The organism is Dietzia psychralcaliphila (genome assembly GCF_003096095.1).
Classification (GTDB): domain Bacteria; phylum Actinomycetota; class Actinomycetes; order Mycobacteriales; family Mycobacteriaceae; genus Dietzia; species Dietzia psychralcaliphila.
Genome location: NZ_CP015453.1, coordinates 1,557,711 through 1,581,878, shown reverse-complemented (window position 1 = coordinate 1,581,878; position 24,168 = coordinate 1,557,711). Strand labels below are relative to the sequence as shown.

19 protein-coding genes are annotated in these 24,168 nt (G+C 69.2%); 7 read left to right on the top strand and 12 right to left on the bottom strand.

All coding sequences use genetic code 11. The features are described from left to right. Window positions 1–18: 18 nt before the first annotated feature. The 6 genes from pheS to infC form a co-directional block, all read right to left on the bottom strand. Window positions 19–1,074 carry a phenylalanine--tRNA ligase subunit alpha gene (gene pheS, locus A6048_RS07125; protein WP_107748420.1) on the bottom strand — a complete coding sequence of 352 codons (1,056 nt, stop codon included), beginning with the start codon at window positions 1,072–1,074 and terminating at the stop codon, window positions 19–21. Window positions 1,075–1,204: 130 nt separating this feature from the next. Beyond that, a complete protein-coding gene (locus A6048_RS07120; RefSeq protein ID WP_107748419.1) occupies window positions 1,205–2,866 on the bottom strand; it encodes an ABC-F family ATP-binding cassette domain-containing protein in 1,662 nt (553 codons plus the stop codon). Next, complete coding sequence (locus A6048_RS07115; protein ID WP_107748418.1) at window positions 2,863–3,705, bottom strand: TrmH family RNA methyltransferase; 843 nt, start codon at window positions 3,703–3,705, stop codon at window positions 2,863–2,865. Before A6048_RS07115 ends, A6048_RS07120 begins: the two co-directional genes overlap by 4 nt. 11 nt (window positions 3,706–3,716) lie before the next feature. Next, complete coding sequence (gene rplT, locus A6048_RS07110) at window positions 3,717–4,097, bottom strand: 50S ribosomal protein L20 (RefSeq protein ID WP_095717216.1); 381 nt, start codon at window positions 4,095–4,097, stop codon at window positions 3,717–3,719. 67 nt (window positions 4,098–4,164) lie between these two features. Continuing rightward, window positions 4,165–4,359: a 50S ribosomal protein L35 gene (gene rpmI, locus A6048_RS07105; RefSeq protein ID WP_007630819.1), complete on the bottom strand. Its 195-nt coding sequence runs from the start codon at window positions 4,357–4,359 to the stop codon at window positions 4,165–4,167. 93 nt (window positions 4,360–4,452) lie between these two features. Continuing rightward, the gene (gene infC, locus A6048_RS07100; RefSeq protein ID WP_107748417.1) at window positions 4,453–5,037 is read right to left on the bottom strand and encodes a translation initiation factor IF-3; all 585 of its coding nucleotides are present in this window, start codon (window positions 5,035–5,037) and stop codon (window positions 4,453–4,455) included. Window positions 5,038–5,390: 353 nt separating this feature from the next. Between infC and A6048_RS07095 the strand changes: the two genes are divergently transcribed. After that, window positions 5,391–5,801 (top strand): DUF1844 domain-containing protein, encoded by a 411-nt coding sequence (locus tag A6048_RS07095; protein WP_107748470.1) that lies wholly within the window; start codon window positions 5,391–5,393, stop codon window positions 5,799–5,801. A 69-nt stretch (window positions 5,802–5,870) separates the two neighbouring features. Here the strand turns inward: A6048_RS07095 and uvrA are convergent, their stop codons facing one another. Continuing rightward, entirely contained in the window at window positions 5,871–8,927 is a 3,057-nt protein-coding gene (uvrA, locus tag A6048_RS07090) for an excinuclease ABC subunit UvrA (RefSeq protein ID WP_107748416.1), read from the bottom strand. Between the two features lie 148 nt (window positions 8,928–9,075). Here uvrA and A6048_RS07085 point away from each other — a divergent pair, with 148 nt between their 5' ends. From A6048_RS07085 to A6048_RS07070, 4 genes are all read left to right on the top strand, one after another. Continuing rightward, window positions 9,076–9,777 carry an MBL fold metallo-hydrolase gene (locus tag A6048_RS07085; protein WP_107748415.1) on the top strand — a complete coding sequence of 234 codons (702 nt, stop codon included), beginning with the start codon at window positions 9,076–9,078 and terminating at the stop codon, window positions 9,775–9,777. 181 nt (window positions 9,778–9,958) lie between these two features. Further along, window positions 9,959–10,987, top strand: coding sequence for a DoxX family protein (locus A6048_RS07080; RefSeq protein ID WP_107748414.1), 1,029 nt, complete (start codon window positions 9,959–9,961; stop codon window positions 10,985–10,987). A gap of 201 nt (window positions 10,988–11,188) precedes the next feature. Continuing rightward, a complete protein-coding gene (locus A6048_RS07075) occupies window positions 11,189–13,555 on the top strand; it encodes a HelD family protein (RefSeq protein ID WP_107748413.1) in 2,367 nt (788 codons plus the stop codon). Next, a complete protein-coding gene (locus A6048_RS07070; protein WP_107748412.1) occupies window positions 13,552–13,983 on the top strand; it encodes a DUF732 domain-containing protein in 432 nt (143 codons plus the stop codon). Before A6048_RS07075 ends, A6048_RS07070 begins: the two co-directional genes overlap by 4 nt. A gap of 42 nt (window positions 13,984–14,025) precedes the next feature. Here the strand turns inward: A6048_RS07070 and A6048_RS07065 are convergent, their stop codons facing one another. After that, window positions 14,026–14,475 carry a universal stress protein gene (locus tag A6048_RS07065; RefSeq protein WP_107748411.1) on the bottom strand — a complete coding sequence of 150 codons (450 nt, stop codon included), beginning with the start codon at window positions 14,473–14,475 and terminating at the stop codon, window positions 14,026–14,028. 92 nt (window positions 14,476–14,567) lie between these two features. After that, the gene (gene uvrB, locus A6048_RS07060; protein WP_107748410.1) at window positions 14,568–16,703 is read right to left on the bottom strand and encodes an excinuclease ABC subunit UvrB; all 2,136 of its coding nucleotides are present in this window, start codon (window positions 16,701–16,703) and stop codon (window positions 14,568–14,570) included. A gap of 224 nt (window positions 16,704–16,927) precedes the next feature. Between uvrB and A6048_RS07055 the strand changes: the two genes are divergently transcribed. Both A6048_RS07055 and A6048_RS07050 read left to right on the top strand, forming a co-directional pair. Then, entirely contained in the window at window positions 16,928–18,244 is a 1,317-nt protein-coding gene (locus tag A6048_RS07055) for a glycoside hydrolase family 183 protein (RefSeq protein ID WP_235027308.1), read from the top strand. A 1-nt stretch (window position 18,245) separates the two neighbouring features. Continuing rightward, window positions 18,246–19,796, top strand: coding sequence for a glycoside hydrolase family 183 protein (locus A6048_RS07050; protein WP_107748409.1), 1,551 nt, complete (start codon window positions 18,246–18,248; stop codon window positions 19,794–19,796). Window positions 19,797–19,816: 20 nt separating this feature from the next. Here A6048_RS07050 and coaE read toward each other — a convergent pair whose 3' ends face one another. The 3 genes from coaE to rpsA form a co-directional block, all read right to left on the bottom strand. Then, on the bottom strand, window positions 19,817–20,881 hold the full coding sequence (gene coaE / locus A6048_RS07045; protein WP_107748408.1) for a dephospho-CoA kinase: 1,065 nt from the start codon (window positions 20,879–20,881) through the stop codon (window positions 19,817–19,819). Window positions 20,882–21,013: 132 nt separating this feature from the next. Next, the gene (gene aztD, locus A6048_RS07040) at window positions 21,014–22,303 is read right to left on the bottom strand and encodes a zinc metallochaperone AztD (protein WP_107748407.1); all 1,290 of its coding nucleotides are present in this window, start codon (window positions 22,301–22,303) and stop codon (window positions 21,014–21,016) included. A gap of 351 nt (window positions 22,304–22,654) precedes the next feature. Further along, window positions 22,655–24,136, bottom strand: coding sequence for a 30S ribosomal protein S1 (rpsA, locus tag A6048_RS07035; protein ID WP_095717229.1), 1,482 nt, complete (start codon window positions 24,134–24,136; stop codon window positions 22,655–22,657). Window positions 24,137–24,168: the final 32 nt, after the last annotated feature.

Sequence of the window (24,168 nt, the reverse complement as noted above, 5' to 3'; positions counted from 1 at the left end):
TGGAAGGGGGTGGGTGGATCAGGCGCGGATTCCGAAGGGCAGCGAGAAGCGCACGTCCCCCTCGACCATGTCCCGCATGTCGGACAGTCCGTTGCGGAACTGCAGGGTGCGCTCGAGGCCCATGCCGAAGGCGAAGCCCGAGTAGACCTCGGGATCGATGCCGCAGGCGGCCAGGACGTTGGGATGGACCATCCCGCATCCCCCCCACTCGACCCAGCCGGCGCCGCCCTTCTTGCGGGGGAACCACACGTCGACCTCGGCCGAGGGCTCGGTGAAGGGGAAGTAGTTGGGCCGCATCCGGGTGCGGGTCTCCGGGCCGAACAGCGCGCGGGCGAACGCATCGAGCGCGCCCCGCAGGTGCGCCATGGTCAGCCCCTTGTCGATCGCCAGGCCCTCGACCTGGTGGAAGACCGGGGTGTGGGTGGCGTCGAGCTCGTCGGTGCGGAACGTGCGTCCGGGGCAGGCCACGTAGATCGGGGGCTCCCGGTCGAGCATCGTCCGGATCTGCACGGGCGAGGTGTGGGTGCGCAGCACCTGGCGGCTGCCCTCGGGCGCCACGTGGAAGGTGTCCTGCAGGGTGCGCGCGGGGTGGTCCGGAAGGAAATTGAGCGCATCGAAGTTGTAGTGCTCCGCCTCGACCTCCGGCCCCTCGGTGATCTCCCAGCCCATGGCCACGAACACGTCCGTGACCTGCTCGGTGATGATCGTGATGGGGTGCTGGGCGCCCACCGGTGCCCGACCGGACGGCACGGTCAGGTCCAGGGTCTCGGCCACGAGGATCGCCGCGTCACGCTCGGCCTGGAGTTCCGCGAGGCGGGCGTCGTAGGCCTGCTGGACCCTGCCACGCGCCACGTTGACGGCCTTGCCCGCAGAGGCCTTCTGCTCCTTGGGCAGCGACCCGAGGGTCCGGCGTCCCAGCGCGATCGGACTGCGGTCGCCCAGGTGGGCGGTCTTGGCGACGGCCAGGGCCTCGAGGTCCGCGGCCGCGGCGAACGCGCCCTCGGCGTCCGTGGCGTATCGCGCCAGTGACTCCTCGTCGATCCGCACCTCGACAGCGCTCGTGTCTTCGCTCACCTGTGCTCTCGTCCTCCCCGTCACGGCGATCTCCGGCGACCGCCGGCGGCATCCCGCAACAGACTAGTCGATCGGGGTCGGGCCCCCCGGCCCACCTTCGTGCGCCGCCCTCGACGCGACGGGCGAACCGCTACCGCACCTCGTGAACAGCGCCGGACTCCACGAGCAGTTCACGGTTCACCCGGAAACCCATCCGCATCCGCCGGTCGTGGGTCACCAGCAGGACCGTGCCGTCGAACGCCTCCACCGCCTGCTCGAGCTGCTCGATCGCGGCCAGGTCGAGATGGTTGGTGGGCTCGTCCAGGACGAGGAGGTTGACCCCACGCTGCTGCAGCAGGGCCAACGCCGCACGGGTCCGCTCCCCCGGGGACAGGGACGCGCAGGACCGGGCGACGTGCTCGCCGCTCAGACCGAACTTGGCCAGCAGCGTCCGGCCCTCCGTGGGGTCCAGAACCGCGGGATCCGCGGCCACGCAGAACGTGTCCAGCAGGGGTTCCGGGCCACCGAACTCCGAGCGGGCCTGATCGACACGCCCCGCCGCGACCCCGGCCCCCGTGGTGGCCCGACCGGTGTCCGGGAGACGATCTCCGGCGACCAGCCCCAGCAGCGTCGACTTCCCGGACCCGTTGGAACCGGAGATCAGCACCCGGTCCCCCGCGTCGATCTGCACGGTCACCGGCCCCAGGACGAAGTCGCCGCGCCGGACCACCGCCTCGGACAGCACGGCCACGACCGAACCCGACCGGGGTGCGGTCGCGATCTCCATCTGGAGCTCCCACTCCTTGCGCGGCTCCTCGATCACGTCGAGCCGATCCATGGCGCGCTCGGTCTGCGAGATCTTGGCGGCCTGCTTCTCCGACCGCTGGCCGGCCCGGTTGCGGATGTGCTTGTCCCGTTCGGCGTCCTTGCCTCCGGATTTGCGCATGGTGTTGCGGACACCCTTGTCGAGCCACGTCTTCTGAGTCTGCATCCGGTCCTTGAGCTGACCGACCCGGCCCGAGTACTCCTCGTAGGCCTCGCGGGCCCGCTGCCGCGCCAGTGCGCGCTCGGCCAGGTAGGACTCGTAGCCGCCGTCGAACACCGTGATCTGCCGCTGCGCCGAGTCGAGCTCGACGATGCCGGTCACGCACCTGGCGAGGAACTCACGATCGTGGCTGACCACGACCATCGGGCGCCGCTCGGTCCGCATGAACTCCTCCAGTACGGCGAGCCCGGCCAGGTCGAGGTCGTTGGTCGGCTCGTCCAGCAAGAGGATCTCGTACTGGCTCAGCAACACGGCGCTGAGGTTGACGCGGGCGGCCTGCCCGCCCGAGAGCGCGGCCATCGGGAGTGTCAGAACGGTTCGGTCCAGCCCCAGGCGGGCTGCGGTCACCGGGATCCGCTCGTCCAGGTCGCCACCGCCGAGCGCCAACCACTTCTCGAGGGCGTCGCCGTAGGCGTCGGCGGCCGAGTCCGAGTCCGCCATCTGCTGCGCGAGGGTGTCCATGTGTTCCTGCGCGTCGGCGACGCCGGTGACGCGGTGCAGGAAGTCGCGGACCACCTCGTCGTCGCGCCGCTCGACCTCCTGACGGAGGAGGCCGACCGTCGCGTGCGGTGGGCTCACGGTGATCGTGCCCGACATCTCGGCGTCGGGTTCGCCGGCGAGGGCGTGGAGCAGCGTCGATTTGCCGGCGCCGTTGGGCCCGGTGAGACCCCAGACATCGCCCTCGGCGACGACGAGGTCCAACCCGTCGAACAGGGTTCGCGCACCCCGCGAGGCACCCAGGCCGCGGGCGGTGAGGGTGGCGGTCACGACGCGCCGGCCTGCAGGCGCGCGCTGGTGTGGAGGCAGATCGAGGCGGCGGTGACGATGTTCAGGCTCTCGGCCCTTCCGCGGATGTGGATGCGCACCCTGATGTCGGCCGCGGCGGCCAGTTCGTCCGGGACACCGTGCGCCTCGTTGCCGAAGACCCAGGCAGTCGGCCGCGAGAGCACGTCGTCCGCGCGCTCGACATCGACTTCTCCGTCACCGGTGGCCACGGCGACCTGGAGTCCCAGCCGGTGGGCGCGTCCGACCAGGCCCGACTCGCTGATCCCGCGCACCACGGGGAGGTGGAAGAGGCTGCCCGCGGAGGCGCGGACGGCCTTGGTGTTCTCCGGATCCACGCCGCCCTCGGTGAGCCATACCGCGTCGGCTCCGAGAGCGTCCGACACCCGGACGAGGGTGCCCACGTTCCCGGGCTCCGCCAGCGCCTGGCCCACCGCGACGAGCCGCGGAACACCCTCGACGGGCTCCCCCGGGTCGCGCACGACCGATCGACACAGTGCCACGATCCCCGTGGGCGAGACGGTGTCCGACAGGGACCGGACCGCTCGGTCGGTCACCACGGAGACGGTGACTCCTGCGGCCGACGCCGTGGTCACGAGTGCGGCGAACCGCTCGAGTGAGTCCTGGCCGCAGAACACTTCGACCGCCGCGCCGCTCGCCAGGGCGGCCTCGACCGAGTTGGCCCCCTCGGCCAGGAAGCGACCGGCCTTACGCCGAGCGGCCGCGCGGTGGAGCTTGGATGCGGAAACGACCCGCGGTGTCCGTTCGGTGAACGGATCCGCGGGTCGTCCCGTGCCCTCCTCGGGCAGAGTGCTGTGCGTCACATTCGCAGACGTCAGGCAGCCGGGGCGTTGACGTCGGCCGGCAGGGCCTTGCGAGCGACCTCGATGAGCGCCGTGAAGGCGGCCGGGTCGGTGACCGCGAGGTCGGCGAGCACCTTGCGGTCCACCTCGACGCCCGCGAGCTTGAGGCCCTGGACGAAGCGGTTGTAGGTCATGTCGTTGGCGCGGGCCGCCGCGTTGATGCGGGTGATCCACAGCTTCCGGAAGTCGCCCTTGCGAGCGCGACGGTCACGGTAGCTGTAGGTCATCGAGTGGAGCATCTGCTCCTTGGCCTTGCGGTACAGCCGCGAGCGCTGTCCGCGGTAGCCCTTGGTGGACTCGAGTACGGTCCTACGCTTCTTCTGGGCGTTGACTGCCCTCTTCACGCGTGCCACTGGTCAATCCTCACTGATCTGGGTGGTCGCCTCACGGCGACCGAAGGTTCTACGTTTGGGAGAGGGCTCAGAGCCCGAGAAGCCGCTTGATGCGGGGGACGTCAGCCGGGGCGACGTCCGTACGGCCGTCGAGACGACGGGTGCGCTTGGTGGGCTTCTTCTCCATGATGTGGCGGCGGTTGGCCTGCTGGCGCACGAGCTTGCCCGTTCCGGTCTTCCGGAAGCGCTTGGCGGTGCCCTTGTGGGTCTTCATCTTCGGCATGATCGGTCTTCCTCACATGGTTCGTCCCGGAGACCGGCGGGGTCTCGGGTGAGCGGACGACGTGCGTCCGTTGGTCGTTGTGGTGCTGGAGGCCTACTCCGAGGCGGGGTCGGTGACCTTCGACTCCTGCGCCTTGACGCGGGTCTTGGCACCCTTATGGGGGGCCACGACCATGGTCATGTTCCGGCCGTCCTGCTTGGCGCTGGTCTCGACGTATCCGTATTCGGTGATGTCGTCCGCCAGCCGCTGGAGCAACCGGAATCCCAGCTCGGGACGGGACTGCTCCCGACCGCGGAACATGATCGTGACCTTGACCTTGGAGCCCTTCTCGAGGAAACGGACGACGTTCCCCTTCTTGGTCTCGTAGTCATGGGTGTCGATCTTGGGCCGGAGCTTCTGCTCCTTGACCACGGTCTGCTGCTGGTTCTTCCGTGACTCGCGCTCTTTCTGCGCCGCCTCGTACTTGAACTTTCCGTAGTCCATGATCTTGCAGACCGGCGGGCGCGCGGTGGGCGCGACCTCTACGAGGTCCAGATCGGCCTCGAGGGCCAGACGAAGTGCATCCTCGACGCGAACGATCCCCACCTGCTCGCCCCCGGGGCCGACGAGTCGGACTTCGGGGACACGGATTCGTTCGTTGATACGTGCTTCGGCGCTGATGGGCCCTCCTCGGTAGATGGTGCTCTGTCACGACCACTGGCGCGGCCGCGCATCCGCCCTCGAGGGACCCCCGGCACCACCGGGTACACCGGCGAAACCGAGAAGGCCCCACAGCACGGATGCCGGGGGCCTCTCACTCCTCACCCATCGACGACGGCTCGCCTGCGATACACTCGCAGACCCCTCGTCGGGGGTGGTGACCATCAAACTACCTGGGGCGTCGGATGGTGGGAGATCGGGCTCCTCTTGGACGTCGGAACCCACCACGTAGCGGATTCCCACAGTCGGTGCAGAACTCTACCAGGATTACCGGGGACCCCCAAACCGGTCCGACCGCCCGGCGGCGGGCGGTCCGTGGGACAGTGTTCGGCATGAACACCGACCAACCCGCGTCCACTGATCCGGCCGCTGATTCGGCCGCCGAGAACGCTCTCGGGGACCATCTCGACGCCCGCGAGGTCGAGATCGTCGAGCTCGCCGACGTTCCCGCCCAGGAGATCATCTTCCGCTCGATCGTCGTCCTCATGAGCGCCGCGGCAGAGAAGCTGGGCCTGTCCGACGACGACCCGACCGCGAGCCCACACCTGGACCTCGATGAATCACGCAAGCTGATCACCTCGCTCGCCGGCCTCGTGACCGGTTCCGCCGAGTACCTCGGCCCGCAGGCCAGCGTGGTGCGGGACGGCCTGCAGGGGTTGCAGCGCGCGTTCCGCGAGGCCAGCGCGTTCCCCGACGAGCCCGGTGAGGGCCCCGGTGAGAAGTTCACCGGCCCCGTCTACTGACCTACTGACCCCACACCGCCCCGAGCCCCCGGACAGGTCGACGCCACGATCGACCACCCCGGTGGTGGATCAACGCAGCGCGCGAGCCTTGCGCGCCGCCTTGGCCGCGGTCTTGCTCGCTGCGGTCGTGGTGGCGGGTTCCTTCTTGCCCGCCGCCTTCTTGGCGGGCGCCTTCGTCGCGGGAACCTTCTTGGCAGGCCACTTCTTCGCGGGCACCTTCCCTGGCTGTGACGGCGCAGACCGAGTGTCCCCGGGAGGTATCACCGCATCAGCGGGGAGGACCTGCGCGAGGAACCGGCCGGTGTGACTCTCCGGCACCGCCGCCACCTGCTCCGGTGTGCCCTCGGCCACCACGATCCCGCCCCCGGCACCCCCCTCGGGACCCATGTCGATCACCCAGTCGGCGCTCTTGATCACGTCCAGGTTGTGCTCGATCACGATCACGGTGTTGCCCTTGTCGACCAGCCCCTGGATCACCAGGAGGAGCTTGGTGATGTCCTCGAAGTGCAGACCCGTGGTGGGCTCGTCGAGGATGTAGACGGTCCGTCCGCTCGACCGCTTCTGTAGCTCGGCCGCCAGCTTGACCCGCTGCGCCTCACCACCCGACAGCGTCGGCGCCGACTGACCCAACCGCACATATCCCAGGCCGACCTGCGAGAGCGTCTTGAGATAGCGGTGGATCGAGGTGATCGGTTCGAAGAAGTCGCACGCCTCCTCGATGGGCATGTCGAGCACCTCGGCGATGGTCTTGCCCTTGTAGTGGACCTCGAGGGTCTCGCGGTTGTACCGGGCACCGTGACACACCTCGCAGGGGACGTAGACGTCCGGCAGAAAGTTCATCTCGATCTTGAGCGTGCCGTCCCCCTGGCACGCCTCACAGCGCCCGCCCTTGACGTTGAACGAGAAACGACCCTGTTTGTAGCCCCGGACCTTGGCCTCGGTGGTCGCCGCGAACAGTGTGCGGATCTTGTCGAACACCCCGGTGTACGTGGCCGGGTTGGACCGCGGGGTGCGGCCGATCGGCGACTGGTCCACCTGGACCAGCTTGTCGAACGACTCCACCCCGTCGATACGGGAGTGCCGACCGGGCACCTGGCGTGCGCGGTTGAGCTGGTTGGCCAGCGAGGTCGCGAGGATGTCGTTGACGAGGGTGGACTTGCCCGAGCCCGAGACCCCGGTGACGGCGCACAGCACGCCGCCCGGGAACACCACGTCGACGTTCTTGAGGTTGTTCTCACGGGCGCCGCGAACGTGGAGCAGCTTCTCCGCGTTCAGATCACGCCGCCTGTCGGGCACCGCGATCGACCGTCGGCCCGCCAGGTAGTCGCCCGTGAGCGACTCCTTGTTGGCCAGCAGTCCCTCGTAGTCCCCCGAGTGCACGACCCGTCCGCCGTGTTCTCCCGCCAGCGGGCCGATGTCGACGATCCAGTCGGCCGAGCGGATGGTGTCCTCGTCGTGCTCCACCACGAGGAGCGTGTTGCCCAGGTCGCGCAGCCGGACGAGCGTGTCGATCAGGCGGCGGTTGTCCCGCTGGTGCAGCCCGATGGACGGCTCGTCGAGGACGTAGAGCACGCCGGCGAGGCCGGACCCGATCTGGGTGGCCAACCGGATGCGCTGGGCCTCGCCGCCGGACAGGCTGCCCGCCACGCGGTCAAGGGACAGGTAGTCCAGCCCCACGTCGAGCAGGAATCCCATCCGGGCCTGGATCTCCTTGAGGACCCGACCGGCGATCATCGCCTGGCGGGAGTCCAACTCGAGGCCGCCCAGGAACTCCGCGCAGTCCGCGACGGACATCCGGGAGATGTCCGCGATCGACCGGTCACGCCCGCCGGGGCCGGTCATCGTGACGGCGAGGATCTCCGGCTTGAGACGGGTCCCCTCACAGGCGGGGCACGCCACCTCGCGCATGTACCCCTGATAGCGCTCCTTCTGCGACTCCGACTCCGTCTGCTCCAGTCGGCGCTTGAGGAACGACATGACGCCCTCGAACTTGGCGTCGTACGTGCGGACCCGGCCGAAACGGTTCTTGTACCGCACCCGGACCTTCGTCGACGCCCCTCCGAGCACCGCCTTGCGCACCTTGGTGGGCAGGTCCTGCCAGGGGGTCCGCAGGTCGAAGCCCATGTCGTCGGCCAGACCCGAGAGCAGTTGCTGGAAGTAGTCGGCGCTCTGTCCCCCGGACCACGGGGCGATCGCGCCGTCCGCCAACGACCGTTCGGGGTCGGGTATCACCAGGTCGGGGTCCACCTCGAGGTGTGAGCCGAGTCCGTCGCACACCGGGCAGGCGCCATAGGGCGAGTTGAACGAGAACGCGCGCGGTTCCAGGTCGTCCAGCCCGATCGGATGGCCGTTGGGGCACGCCATGTGCTCGGAGAACCGGCGACGCCGGCCGGGGTCGGCCTCGTCGACGTCCACGTAGTCGATCACTATGATGCCGTCCGCCAGTCCCAATGCGGTCTCGACGGAGTCGGTGAGCCGCTGGCGGGAGGACGGCTTGGCGGCGAGGCGGTCCACGACCACCTCGATGTCGTGCTTCTCCTGCTTCTTGAGGATGGGCGGCTCCGCGAGGGTGTGGAGCTCGCCGTCGACCCGCACCCGGTTGTACCCGTCGGCCGCGAGCTGGGCGAACAGGTCGACGAACTCGCCCTTGCGGGTACGCACGACCGGCGCGAGCACCTGGAACCGGGCGCCCTCCTCCCCCTCGAGGATCTGGTCGACGATCTGCTGTGGGGTCTGACGCGAGATCACCTCTCCGCACGTCGGACAGTGCGGGACGCCCGCCCGGGCGTAGAGCAGACGCAGGTAGTCGTAGACCTCGGTGATGGTGCCGACGGTCGAGCGGGGGTTGCGGTTGGTGGACTTCTGGTCGATCGACACCGCCGGGGAGAGGCCTTCGATGAAGTCGACGTCCGGCTTGTCCATCTGACCGAGGAACATCCGCGCATAGGACGAGAGGGATTCGACGTACCGACGCTGGCCCTCCGCGAAGATGGTGTCGAACGCCAGCGAGGACTTGCCGGAGCCCGACAGACCGGTGAAGACGATCAGGGAGTCGCGCGGGAGGTCCACGTCCACGCCCTTGAGGTTGTGTTCACGTGCGCCGCGGACGACCAGACGGTCCACCATGGGTACTCCTTCCGAGGGGGGATGCCGCCACGGACCCGTGGCGACGGCCGTACGCGCCGCACGGCCGCCGTTCCCGCAGACGAAGGTACCAACGAACACCGACACGCTTACCACCACGAACCACCGCTGCCGCCAGTAGCCTGCAGTTATGTCGAATCCCACCGATTCCGTTCCCGAGCACATCACCCTCACCGAGGGCTACTCCGGTCGCCTGGGTGGCCGTCTGACCGGCGAGCGCTGGACTGTCGGCCCGGCGCGGTTGTCCAAGATCTCCGTCGGTGAGATGGACAACAATGTCTACGTGATCGAGTCCGTCTCGACGGGCGAGGTGCTCCTGGTCGACGCCGCCAACGACGCCCCCCAGCTCATCGCGCACCTGAGAGCGGAGGCCCCGGGTGTGAAGGAGGTGTTGACGACTCACCTGCACGCCGACCACTGGATCGGCCTCCCCGAGACCGTCGACGCCCTCGGCCTCACCACCATCGCCTCCCCGGGTGACGCAGGCGACATCCACGTGCCGACGGACCGCCACGTCTCGCACGGCGACGAGATCGTCGTCGGGGATCTCCGCCTCGGGGTGATCGGCCTGCGGGGACACACCCCGGACGGCATCGGGCTCGTGCTCCGCACCGATGAGGGGACCCATCTGTTCCCCGGGGACTCGCTTTTCCCCGGCGGGCCGGGAAAGACCGGCACGCCGGAGCAGTTCGCGACCCTCATGGACGACCTCGAGGCCCGTGTGTTCGCGGTGCTCGACGACGACGTGGTGGTCCATCCGGGACACGGGGACGACACCACTCTCGGCGCCGAGCGTCCGAACCTCGGGACGTGGCGCGACCGCGGCTGGTGACACGTACCGGCACCAGCCGACAGGCGAATCCCAATCGTTATCTGACGCACGTCACGGCCGATCATCCCTGCGCATCACCCCGGTCCGGAGAGCGGATACCGGGGCACGATCCTCCGACCGGAGGCGGATCGCGGGGGTTTTCACTAGGTTCGACAACGCATCCCAATTCCCAGGAGGAACGATGATCCGACGACTCGCACGACCCATGCTCGCCACGGTGTTCGTTATCGACGGCGTGGAGACGCTACGTAATCCGCAGGCCCATGTCGCCAAGGCAGCGCCTCTCGTGGACAAGGCCGCACCGCTTGTGGAGAAGGGCGAGCAGGCCGTGAACGAGCACGTCACCACCTCGGTCCCGCCGGTCACCAAGGACACCGAGACCCTGGTCAAGACTCTCGCGGGCGTCAAGGTCGGCGCGGGCGTGTTGTTCGCGCTCGGCAAGGCTCCCCGCCTGTCGGCCCTCGCGCTCACGGCGTCTCACCTGCCCACGACAGTCACCCGCAATGACTTCTGGGCGGAGTCCGACCCGGCCGCCAAGAGCCGCAAGACCACAGGTCTGGCCACGGACGTCGCCCTGCTCGGCGCGCTCCTGCTCGCCTCGGTCGACACAGCGGGCCAGCCGGGTCTGACCTGGCGGGCCCGCAAGGCCGGGGACAAGGTCTCGGCCAGGCTCCCCGGGGCCAAGGCCGAGTCCGTCGCCGCCGGCGCCGCCATCGCGGGGGTCGCCCACAACGTGGCCGACCAGGCCCGTGGTGTGGCCGACACGGTCAAGGACAAGGCCCCCGAGGTCGCCGAGACCGTCCGCGAGAAGGCCCCCGAGGTCGCCGACCAGGTCCGTGGGCAGGCGTCCGGCCTCGCCGGTGTCGTCCGCGAGAAGGCCCCGGAGGTCGCCGAACTCCTCCGCGAGCGCACCGCCGCGGCCAGGAAGCAGGCCGCCCCGATCGCAGCCCAGGTTCGGGACCAGGCCGGTGCCGCCGCCCATGTCGCCGCCGAGCAGGCCGCCGGGACCCGCGAGGTCGCCCGCGATCGCGCGGCACACGTCCGGGACGTCGCCACCGCCCGCGCCGGCAAGGTGGACTCCAAGGAGCTCCGCAAGGCCGCCGATTCGGCCAGGAAGAAGGCGAAGAAGGACGCCGGCAAGAAGGTGGCCGTCGCCAAGAAGTCGAGTGACCGCGCCCGGGCCACGGCGGCAGCCGCCATCCGCCCCTGACACGGACCGTTCCACCCGGTGCGCCCGCACCGACAGTCGACGACCCCGCCCTCACCGGCGGGGTCGTCGGCGTCGGGGGGTCGTCGGCGTCGGGGGGCCATCGGCGGCGGAGGGCCCCGCGCGACACCCGGTAGCCTGGTTGTCCTGCGCTGCGCGGACCACCCACCCGATGCGCAGTCCGCACACCCGAGAGGAGCGCCCATGACGGGACACGACGCCGTCGACGAGGAACAGCGCCACCTCGGTCGTCTCCTCGATCGTCTCGAGGAACTCCGGGCCGACACCCGGGCCCGCCTCGATGCCGTCCTCCGTGGCACCGGGGGTACACCACAGGCGCGATCCGAGAGGGAGTCCTTCGCCCGGCTCTACTCGTCGGAACTGGCGGCGTACAACGCCGCCAACCTGGGCCTGTACTTCGGCCGTCTGGACATGGAGGACGGTGAGGTGCGTCGGATCGGACGCGTGGGACTGAGAGACGACGACGAGGACCTCACCCCGCTCCTGCTGGACTGGCGCGCGGACCACAGCCGGCCGTTCTACCTGGCCACCACCGCCCGGCCGGAGGGCGCACATCGTCGTCGCCATCTCCGCACCATCGGCAGGCGGGTCATCGGGGTCCACGACGAGTTCCTCACCGCTCCGGTCGACGGCGAGGTGCCGGAGGACCACGACGACGTCGTGGGGGAATCCGCCCTCCTCGAGGCCCTGGACAGCGCGCGATCAGGTCACATGACCGACATCGTCGCGACCATCCAACGCGAGCAGGACGAGATCATCCGCAGCCCCCACGCCGGTGTCCTGGTGGTCCAGGGCGGGCCGGGGACGGGCAAGACCGCCGTCGCACTGCACCGCGCTGCCTACCTGCTCTACACGCACCGTCGCCGACTCGATCGCAGTGGTGTCCTCATCGTCGGACCCAACGCGCGGTTCCTCGACTACATCGCGCGGGTCCTGCCCTCCCTCGGCGAGTCGGGCGTGGTGCTGCGCACCCTCGCCGACCTCTACCCCGGCGTGCGGGCCACCGGCTCCGAAACGCTCCGCGGCGAGGAGGTCAAGGGCTCCGGCGAGATGGTCGACATCCTCAAGGCCGCCGTCCGCGCCCGTCAGTTCGCCCCGGAGACGGATGTCGTGGTGCGGTGCGAGGGACACGACCTCGTTCTCACGCCCGCGGCGGTGCGCGCTGCCCGCGGCCGGGCCCGGATGACGCGCCGCCCGCACAATCAGGCGCGCTCCACGTTCGCGGCGAGGATCATCGACGCCCTCACGGAGCAATACGTGGCCGCCCTGACCGATCCGGTGGGGCACGCGGAGGACGCGGCCTGGTCCCCCGACGGGGACGGGGTCGGAGATCTCGGAGACCCCGCCCGTCCACTGTTGGACGCGGAGGACCGTGCGGCGCTGCGCGCAGAGGTCGAGGGTGCGCCGTCGGTCCTCGCCGCAATCGACGAGTGGTGGCCCACACTGCGGCCGGAGCAGTTGCTGTCCGACCTGTTCTCCAGTCCAGAGCGCATCGCCGAGGCGGCCGGCGACTACGTGGCCGAGGATCAGGCGGCTCTCCTCCGCGAGGACGGCGAGGCGTTCTCGGTCGCCGACGTCCCGCTGCTCGACGAGCTCGCCGAGATGCTGGGCGAGGACCCTGCCGCCGACGGCAGTGAGGCGGACCGCGCCTGGGCCGAACAGGTCCGCCAGGCGGAGGAGGCACTCGAGATCCTCACCGGATCGGCGGTCCAGGACATCGAGGACGACCTGGACCCCGAAGTCCTCATGGCCTACGACGTCGTGGACGCCGAATCGCTGGCCCGTCGGCACAGCGCGGATTCCGACCTCACCGTCGCGGATCGCGCCGGCGCCGACCGGACGTGGGCGTTCGGCCACGTGATCGTCGACGAGGCGCAGGAGCTGTCCGCGATGGCGTGGCGCGTGTTGATGCGCCGCTCCCCCAACCGCTGGATGACCCTCGTGGGTGACGTCGCCCAGACCTCCAGCCCGGCCGGCATCGACTCGTGGGAAGACGCGCTGTCGCCCTACGTGGACGACCGGTGGGTTCTCTGCGAACTCACCGTCAACTACCGCACCCCCGAGACCGTGTCCGCGGTGGCGGAGTTGTTGCTCGCCCAGATCGACCCGGGTGCGACCTCGCCGCGGCCGGTACGCGCCGGACGCCGGCCGGTGGCGTGGTTCGAGACGGCAACGGGCTCGGTGGGCAGGGTGGTGGCCGAGGAGCTGTCACTCGTCCCGGAGGAGCGTGCCGTGGCCGTACTCCTTCCCGATGATCTCGAGCGCGGGAGCGTGGCCGAGATCGCCGCCCTCAGGAGAGCCGTCGCCGCGACACGACCCGACACCTCTGTCCTCCCACTGGCCCTGGCCAAGGGACTCGAGTTCGACGTGGTCGTGGTGGTGGATCCGGAGCACGTCCTCGACCGATCACCGCAGGGGCTCCAAGATCTCTACGTCGGCGCCACCCGTGCCACCCAGGAACTCATCCTCGTCCAGCCGGGCCGCTTCGGCCCTCTGCTCTCGCGGATCCGCGAGGCCGTCACGGATGACGCACAGGAGCTCACCGCATGAGCGTCAACCCGCTACGCATCTCGGCCGCCTCGGCGTTGTTCGCACTCATGGCGGTGAGTGCGGGATGCGCAGCCGCGGACGAGGTCCCCGACCGGACCGTGAAGGCGGAGACCGCCGGCCAGGGGGCCGCCACCTCGGAGAGCGAGCCGGTCGACGGCAGCGCGAGAGGCCCCGCCAGAAACGGAAGCGAGCAGGAGTTCCTCGACGACCTGACTGCCTTCGGACTACCCACCGAGATGACCGCGGCCACCACCGTGGAGGTGGGGATCGGGATCTGCCGGAGTATCACCGACGGAGCCGACACCGACACGATCCTCGATCGCATCCGCCCTCTCACCAGTGCGATAGCTGCTCAGGACGCAGAGCGCGACACCGCCGAGGTGGGCCGGGCCATCATCGACGCGAGCCGGGCCCACCTCTGCGGCTGAGTGCGACGGAGCGTCCCCGGCCTGCTCCTGCCCGTGCGGGACTCAGGTCGTGTGGACGATGAGCACGTCGCAGACGGCCCGGCGGGCCGCGTCTGCGGGCACCGACCCCAGGAGACGGCCGGTCAGCGAGTTCAGACCCTTGTTGCCCACGACGAGCAGGTCCGCCTCCACCTCGTTGGCGAGCTTGATGAGCGATTCGACAGGCGCTCCCTTGACGGTGCGCGCCTCGATGGTGGACGCCCCTGCGGCGACCGCCCTGTCCTTGGCCGTCCGGACGATGTCCTCGGCAGGGTTGTCACCGCGGATCTGGTAGGCATCGTCGCCGAGTTGATCGGCGGCCTGGCTGACCGAACGCGGATCGGCGGGCACGTACGCGCAGGCGATCACGAGGGTCGCGGACTCGTCGGCGGCAAGTGACGCGGCACGATCGACGGCCCGGTAGGACGACTCCGAGCCGTCCGTACCCACGACCACCTTCTTGTAGGCGCTCAATTCTCTTCCTCTCGTCGGCAACAAGTTCTACCCAGAGTAGTGCGAGTGGGTCCCCTCCGTGCCCGGTAAGCGCGGGACGTCACAGCGACGGGTCAGTCGATGCCCGCCTCACGCATCCCCTTGAGTTCTTTGCGCAGCTCGCCGATCTCGTCCCTGAGCCGTCCCGCCAACTCGAACCGCAGGTCGGTGGCCGCCGACATCATCTGCTCGGTCATCTCCCCGATGAGCTTCTCGAGCTCCTTGCGAGGCCGTGCCGATTGTCCCGCCACCCGCGCACCCACGAGCTCGGGCCGCTCCCTCGGGTCGGAGGACGACGCCCCGTCCTTCTCCTCGCCGACCCTGTCGAGGATGTCGGCGATCTTCCTACGCAGCGGCTGCGGGTCGATCCCGTGCTCGGTGTTGTACGCGACCTGCTTCTCACGCCGACGGTCGGTCTCCTCGATGGCCTGGCGCATCGCATCGGTGACGGAGTCCGCGTACATGTGGACCTCACCGGAGACGTTGCGGGCCGCACGGCCGATGGTCTGGATGAGCGATGTGGCCGAGCGCAGAAAGCCCTGTTTGTCGGCGTCCAGGATCGCCACCAACGAGACCTCGGGCAGGTCCAGCCCCTCTCGGAGCAGGTTGATGCCGACCAGGACGTCGTACTCGCCGCGGCGCAGGTCCCTGAGCAACTCCACCCGCTGCAGCGTGTCGATCTCGGAGTGCAGGTAGCGCACCCGCACCCCGAGCTCCAGCAGGTAGTCGGTGAGGTCCTCGGACATCTTCTTGGTCAGGGTGGTCACCAGCACCCGCTCGTCGCGGTCCGCCCGCGCGCGGATCTCACCGAGGAGGTCATCGATCTGCCCCTTGGTGGGCTTGACGACGATCTTCGGGTCCACCAACCCGGTGGGTCGGATGACCTGCTCGACGAACTCACCCCCCGCCCGTCCCATCTCGTACTTGCCGGGGGTGGCCGAGAGGTACACGGTCTGGCCTACCCGATCGGAGAACTCCTCCCACGTGAGAGGTCGGTTGTCGAGCGCTGACGGGAGTCTGAAACCGAAGTCCACGAGGTTGCGCTTGCGCGAGGCGTCGCCCTCGAACATGGCGCCGATCTGCGGGACGGTGACGTGCGACTCGTCGATCACGGTGAGGAAGTCCTCGGGGAAGTAGTCGATCAGCGTCGCCGGCGAGCTGCCCGCCGCGCGCCCGTCGATGTGTCGCGAGTAGTTCTCGATACCGGAGCAGAAGCCCACCTGCTGCATCATCTCGATGTCGTAGGAGGTCCGCATCCGCAGGCGCTGCGCCTCGAGGAGCTTGCCCTGGTTCTCCAGTTCCGCCAGTCGCACCTCCAGTTCCTCCTCGATCGAGGCGATGGCCTTCGCCATGCGCTCGGGACCGGCCACGTAGTGGGTGGCCGGGAAGATCCGGACCTCCTCGACCTTCCGCACCACGTCCCCGGTCAACGGGTGGATGTAGTACAGCGCGTCGACCTCGTCACCGAAGAACTCGATGCGGACGGCGAGTTCCTCGTAGGTGGGGATGATGTCGACCGTGTCGCCCTTTGCACGGAACGTCCCGCGCGTCATCGAGACGTCATTGCGCTCGTACTGCACGTCCACCAACAGTCGCAGGAGCCGATCGCGCTCGACCTCCTGACCGACCGACAACGCCACGGACCGGTCGAGGTAGGACTGCGGTGTGCCGAGGCCGTAGATACACGAGACGGAACTGACCACCACGACATCCCGTCTGGAGAGCAGCGACGACGTCGCCGAGTGCCGGAGCCTCTCCACGTCGTCGTTGATGGACGAGTCCTTCTCGATGAAGGTGTCCGTCTGAGCGATGTACGCCTCGGGTTGGTAGTAGTCGTAGTAGGAGACGAAATATTCGACCGCGTTGTTGGGGAGCATCTCTCGCAACTCGTTTGCGAGCTGCGCGGCGAGGGTCTTGTTGGGAGCCATCACCAGCGTCGGGCGCTGGACCTGCTCGATCAGCCACGCCGTCGTGGCGGACTTACCGGTACCGGTGGCACCGAGCAGCACGATGTCCCGCTCCCCACGCCCCAGCCGCCCGGTGAGCTCGGCGATCGCCGTCGGCTGGTCCCCGGACGGGATGAACTCACTGACCACCTCGAACCGGTCTGTGGTCCGTTCGACGTCCCCGATCGGACGAAACTCCGAGTATGAGAGAACGGTCGGGTCGGCGGGGACCCCGTCGTCGGGGATCTCGGTCGCGAAAGCCATGCCGCCAGCTTACGAGTCGCGGCACACCCCCGCCTTACAGCGATCGCCCCTCGGATGTGAGAGGAGGCAACTATCCTTTGCTCAAGCTCGCTGACCTTCTGTTGTCTCGTTTGGAGAACCCCGTGGCCTGGACCCGCTCTTGTCGTCGTACCGATCGCCCCCGTCCGCGGACCGGGCCGTTCGCGACGGCGACCGCCGTAGCTCTCGCGGCAGGGACTCTCACCGTGCTCTCGCCCGTCGCGGCGGCCGCGCCCTGCGACCCGTGGCCCCCGTCCGGCGGGACCGGCGGGATCGGCGGATCGGGTTCCCTCTCGGGATCCGCCACCACTCCGGTCGGCGACCCGGCCACCCCGTGGGCGAACGGGGCGAGCGGATACATCCCCGTCCTCGAGGGACGCACGACGACAGTGGAACTGCTCACGGGACCCACGAGCCCCAACAAGACGGTCGAACGGTTCGGGATCTCCGGCACCGACCTGGGAATCCTGTGGGAGAACGGGAACGCCTCGAACCCGCAGGTGATGATGGCCCTGGGTGACACAATGGGCGACTGCAGTGTCCCGGGAGACCAGTGGCGCAGCAACATCCTCTTCCGCTCGTCCGACCGCACGCTGTCGAACGGGATGCGGATCGACGACGCCCCAATGGAGAGGGCCGGTCTGGCCAAGTCCATTCTTCCCCGCTCGAACCTGCCCGGTGAGGTGACCGTCATCCCCACCGCCGGTGTGGAGGTGGGTGGCACGCAGTACCTCCGGTACATGTCCGTCGCCAGTTGGGGCGCCCCCGGCGAGTGGGTCACCAACTACTCGGCGCTCGCGGCGTCGGGGGACAACGGGGAGAACTGGACCCCGGTGGCGGGCACCGCCCGGACCGGTACCGGGAGCGCGCGACTCGTGCCGGCGAACCTCGGAGCCCCGTTCACGACCCACACCGCCGGCCAGATGAGCGCGTTCCTCAAGCACGACGGCTACGTCTACGAATACCTCACCCCGTCTGGCCGCAGTGGCGCCGTGACCCTCGCCCGGGTGCCCGAGGACTCGATAGAGGACATGTCGGCCTACGAGTTCTGGAACGGGACCGGGTGGGCGGCGGACCACGAGGCCACCGCCACCGTGCTCCCCTCCCGGGTGAGTGAGCTCTCGGTGTCGTGGAGCCCGCGCCTGGGACGCTTCATCGCGCTGTACACCAACGGGAACAACGACATCGTCATGCGGCAGTCCGCAACGCCCGAGGGGCCCTGGTCAGGCGAGGACATCCTGCTGTCGTACGCCCACGTGCCCACCTTGTACGGCGCGTTCATCCACCCCTGGAGCCCGGCGGTCGAGACGGTGGGGTCGGACCTGTACTTCACCATGTCCACCTGGGACGCCTACAACGTCTTCCTCATGAAGACCGATCTGAACCGGATCCCGGCGCGGACCCTGCCGAACCCCAACGCCCGTATGCGCGCGGCCGACGACAGTTGGACCCGTGACACCCCCGACCCCGCCGAGACCGGTGAGACCGTACTGATCGAGCGTCTCCCCATCCCGGGGGCCTGAGATGCGCCGCCCTCTACCGCGGCTGGCCGCGGCGGGTCTGATCGCGGTCACGACATCCGTCGCGACGCTCGCCACCACCGGGATCGGCACCGCCGCGGCCGGTCCGTGCAGCGTGATGTTCGGCAACTTCGGGTCGCTGCTCGAGAACCAGACCGGCGCCGGTATGGCGGGGGGTTCTCTGGGGTCACTCGGTTCGGGGTCCTCCGGGTCGCTCGGGTCCACCTCGCGGGCCATGGGTTCGGCGGACCGCTCCGGCTCGCTCGTGCAGCAGCTGGAGACGGGGTCGTTGGGCAACGGACTCTCCGGCTCCCTGAACACGGTGACCGGATCCGTCTACGGGATGCCCCCGTGGGTCACCGGGGAGGAGGGCACCGTCCCCGTCCTCCGCGGTCCCACGCAGTTCCTCCAGCTCGTCACCGGGCCCACGAGTCCCACCGAGTCGATCAGCCGCTACGGGGTGGCCGGAACCGATCTCGGCATCATGTGGGACAACGGTGACGCCACCGATCCGCAGATCCTCATGGCGTTCGGGGACACCATGGGTGACTGCACCGTCCCCGGGAGCCAGTGGCGGTCGAACGTGCTGTTCCGGTCCCGTGACGCCGACCTGGCGGACGGGGTGACCGTCGACTCCGCGGCCACGGGGGCCGACGGTCTGGCCAAGTCCCTCGTTCCCCGTTCGGGGCTACCCGGGGAGGTCACGATCATCCCGACCGCGGGGATCTCGGTCGAGGGGGTCCAGTACCTGCGCTTCATGTCGGTCGCCAACTGGGGCCAACCGGGTTCGTGGACCACCAACTACTCGGGACTGGCCTACTCCACCGACAACGGCGAGAACTGGACCGTCGTACCCGCCCTGGCCCGGCCGATCACCTCTGCGGTGCCGGTCGGTGAGGGTGCGCCCCCCGTGGACGCCGCCTGGCGGGACTCGCAGATGAGCTCCTACCTCACGACCGATGAGCACCTCTACGAGTACCTCACGCCGTCAGGGCGCCAGGGTGCGGCGATCCTCGCCCGGGTTCCGCTCGCCGGATCTCCGACGGCGGCGGACCTGGACGGCACCGACGGAGCCCCGCCCGCCGCGGGAGTCCTCGACCCAGCCGCCTACCGGTACTGGGACGGCGCGGACTGGGTCGCCGACCCGGGGACCGCCGAGCAGGTGTTGCCCCGCCCGGCCAGCGAACTCTCGGTGATGTGGAACGACTACCTGGGCAAGTACACCGCGATGTACTCCTCGGGTTACAACTCGGTCGTGCTCCGCACCTCGGACCGACCGGAGGGTCCCTGGACCGGGCCCACCGCCCTGGTGGACTACTCCATGCTCCCCGGCGTCTACGGCGCGTTCATGCATCCGTGGGCCCAGGGTGAGGATCTGTACTACCTGGTCACCACGTGGAATGCCTATAACGTCTTCCTCGTGCGGACCAGTCTGTCCGAGCTCTTCCCGAGCAATCTCCGCAGGTCCACGGCCCCGGCCGGACCCGCCACGTCCGAGGTCGTCCGGCAGGTGCCCGTGTCCGAACTGGTGGGCGGCGCGGTCCCGACGGAGTGATCACCGAGGGATCCGACGCCTCAGCGGGTCCGCTCCCATTCACGGGTCTCCTCGCGGTTGGCGCGGCGGAGGATCTCCGAGTACTCCACCCGTGCGCCCGGGTCCGCGCCGATGGCCTCGGCCATCAGCAGCGCGAACTCGTGCTCCGGATCGTCCTCGGAGAGGACGGACACCTCGAGGGGCCGAGCGGGGTCACACCAGTGCAGAAGCGGGCGTTCACTGGTGCGGTCCCGCACGTATCCCGCATCGGTCAGGAGCGCCAGCGCCCGCTCGACGGCCGCCTCGTCCCGCACCGTCACCTGCAGGTCGAGGATGTCAGGCGAATCGAGACCGTCGACGGCGGTCGGGCCCACGTGATCGACACGGGTCGCGACCTCCCCCAGCACGTGGCGTAGCCGCGCCGCCGCCCTCGCCGCCTCCGCTGCCCATTCGGGCCGGAACGGCACCACGGTGCGGTCACCCACTACGGGTGTCGCGGTGCGCAGATTGTGCTCGAAGGGATGCAAACGCAACTCGACGAGCATGCGGACGATGTCCCGGACCGGTTCGCGGTCCCCTGAGTTGTCTATCAGCACGTCGGCTTCCGCCCGGCGGGCCTCGTCGGTCGCCTGGCGGGACATCCGGGCGCGGGCGTCGTCCTCCGGCATCCCGCGCTGTTCCACCAGTCGTCGGAGGCGGATCTCCGCCGGGGTGTCCACCACGATCACCAGGTGATAGGCCGGGGTCATCCCGCCCTCCACCAGCAGGGGCATGTCGTGCACGACGATCGCGTCCTCAGGCGCCGATTCGAACAGTTCTGCGGTACGCTCCCCGATCAGCGGATGGGTGATGGCGTTGAGCGCGGCGGTACGGTCCGCGTCGACGAAGGCGCGGGCGGCGAGTGCAGCCCGGTCGAGAGCACCGTCGGGCCCCACGATGTCGTCACCGAACTCGGCGACGAGCATCGCCAACCCCGGGGTCCCCGGTTCGACGATCTCCCGCGCGATACGGTCCGCGTCGACGATCACCGCACCGTTCTCCGCGAGCACTGTCGTCACCGTTGACTTGCCGGCACCGATCCCACCGGTCAGACCCACCATCAGCATGTTTCGGAGTCTAGGCGACCGTCGGCGCTCTCGGCGGGTGCGGGTGACGGAGAGGGTCACCACACGGTCGCCCGGAGCGACCGGCGCGGTGTCCGGAGACGACCTGACGCACCAGCCGCCCCGCCGCCGCCGTCAGTGCCCTGACCCGGGCGCGTCCCCGCCGACGCCACTGAGCTCGTCCGTCTCGTGCGGGAGCGTGGTCTCGGCGTGGATCGAGCCCGTGCCGAGGTCCACGGCGACGACCCGCTTGGCCGCCGGTTCGGTGACGTACGCGATCCCGCCGTGGACGTACAGGGTCGGGCGCGGGTCCTTCCACTCCGTGGATTCACTCCACGGTTCGACCACGTCGATGGATCGGACGAGTTCGGCCGTCTCGGGGTCGATCACGTGGAGCTTCCCGTCGGTTCCCAGTACCAGGGCCTCCCCGGCCGGCCCCCGGCCGAGTGACCGGAAGCTGTAGCTGGCGGGGAGGTCGACCAGGCGGAGTGTGGGCCCACGGGTGTCGATCAGAGAGATGCGCTCCGGCCGCTCCAGCTCGGCGTCCTCGTCGACCTTGTAGTCCCCGAGGACGACCGGCGAGACCGGCGACCCGGCCTGGTTGCCGATCCTGCCGTAGGCGTCGGGGGCCTGGAGCTTCGTGAACCGACCGTCCGAGTAGACGACGGCGCCGTCAGTGCAGCCGAACACGAGAGCGTCCCGTGCGGCCGCTTCGCCGTGGATTCCGGGGCAGTCCTCGGTCCGGGCGATCTCGGCGCCCTCAGCGTCGCGGGCGAGGAGTCCCACGCGAGTGTCCTCGTCGCCGAGGGTGCTCACCACCACGCCGTCATCACCGGCGACGGCCACACCGTGGTGGGGATGCTCTGAATCGAGGATCCGTCGGTCGGCGTCGGGGTCTGCGGACTCGCCGCTGTCGACCACCGTGATCTCGCCGGTGCCGTCGTCGAAGAACGCCGTTCGACCATCGTGGACGACGACGTGACCGGGTTTGGTCGCCTCCACGCTCACTCCGGTCAGAGTGGGAGGAGACGTGTAGTGATGCGCGTGGTCCCCGTGCGGCTCGCCCCAGGTGCCGACGTCCAGGACGCGGAACCCTCCGGTGGTCGACACGGCGACGTGCCGGTCATCGCCCAACGGGTTGACCCGGTTGTACCCGTCCATGGGAATGTCTGCGACCTGCTCGAGGGTCTCGGCGTCCAGCACGAGCAGTCCGCCGTCGTACGTCGCCACCAGTCGGGGCATCGCCCTGCGCTGCTCGGTGGGCCCTCCGGATTCCACCTCGGAATGTGCGTGCTCGTCGTCACCACCGGTCGTCGCACCGGGTTCAGCGGGGGTCGCGGTGGTGCCGCAGGCGGCGAGAAGGGTGGCGGTCAGGGTCAGGGCGGCTGCGCCGCGCACGCGGCGGTGCGGTCTCAGATTGTGCATAACGACAATCATTACCAATAAAAAAAGCAGGGACAAGCCGTCTCATGCGCATGTCTGGATGGACGCGGCCCACGACCCCCGCCACCCCACTCAGCCTTCCGCCGCGGCCTTCCCACTCCACCTGCCCTCTCCGCTTTCCGCCTCGGCCTCCCCGCTCCGCTTCCCCACTCCACCTCCCCATTCCGCCTCCACGTTCCGCGGTGCCGCCGCACTCGGACCCGGGCGGACCCGTCTGCGGGGCAACCAGCGGAAATAGACCACGGCCCCGGTCGGCGCCCCACCGAGGTGGGACGACCGTCCGGGGCCGTGGTCCGAGCCGTCAGGCGCCCGAGGCGTCTTCAGGCTGCGAGGTCACTCACCGCCGGCGAGCTTCGCACGCAGGGCGGCCAGCTGCTCGTCCGACGCCAGCGAACCACCGGTCGACTCGGCCGGGCTGCTGGTCTCCGCAGCTGCGGGACGGGACGACGACGGAGCGGACTCAGACGAGTAGTTGGTCGGCGCGGCCTCCGCGGCCTCCGCGGCAGCGGCGCGACCCTTCTCGATCTGACCGGTGTGCATCTTGTGACGACGCTCGGCCTCCGCGTAGCGGTTCTCCCACTCCTCACGCTGCTTCTCGAAGCCCTCGAGCCACTCGTTGGTCTCGGGATCGAAGCCCTCGGGGAAGATGTAGTTGCCGGCCTCGTCGTAGCTGTCGGCCATGCCGTACTTCGACGGGTCGAACTCCTCCGTGTAGTCCTCGTCCGCCTGCTTGAGCGAGAGCGAGATACGACGACGGTCGAGGTCGATGTCGATGACCTTGACCATGGCGTCGTCGTTGACCGTGACGACCTGGTCCGGGACCTCGACGTGGCGCTCGGCCAGCTCGGAGATGTGGACGAGGCCCTCGATGCCCTCGTCGACGCGCACGAAGGCGCCGAACGGGACGAGCTTGGTGACCTTGCCCGGTACGATCTGACCGATCGCGTGGGTCCGGGCGAAGTGCCGCCACGGATCCTCCTGGGTGGCCTTGAGCGACAGCGAGACACGCTCGCGGTCCAGGTCGACGTCGAGGACCTCGACGGTGACCTCCTGGCCCACCTCGACGACCTCGGACGGGTGGTCGATGTGCTTCCAGGACAGCTCGGAGACGTGGACGAGACCGTCGACGCCACCGAGGTCGACGAACGCACCGAAGTTGACGATCGAGGAGACGACGCCCTTGCGGACCTGCCCCTTCTGCAGCTGGTGCAGGAACTCGGAACGGACCGCGGACTGGGTCTGCTCGAGCCATGCACGACGCGAGAGCACGACGTTGTTGCGGTTCTTGTCCAGCTCGATGATCTTGGCCTCGAGCTCCTGACCCACGTAGGGAAGGAGATCGCGGACGCGGCGCATCTCCACCAGGGAGGCGGGGAGGAAGCCGCGCAGGCCGATGTCGAGGATGAGGCCGCCCTTGACGACCTCGATGACGGTGCCCTTGACGGCCTCGTCCTTCTCCTTGAGCTCCTCGATCGTGCCCCAGGCGCGCTCGTACTGGGCGCGCTTCTTGGACAGGATCAGACGGCCGTCCTTGTCCTCCTTGGTCAGGACCAGGGCCTCGACCTCGTCGCCCACCTCGACGACCTCACCGGGGTCGACATCGTGCTTGATGGAAAGTTCGCGCGAGGGGATGACGCCCTCGGTCTTGTATCCGATGTCGAGCAGGACCTCGTCGCGGTCGACCTTGACGATCGTGCCCTCGACGATGTCGCCATCGTTGAAGTACTTGATCGTGGCGTCGATGGCGGCGAGGAAGTCCTCCGCGGAGCCGATGTCGTTGACGGCTACCTGCGGCGAGGTGGTTTTGGTGGTCATAGGGTGGGGTGCTCCGGAGTGGATAGGAATCG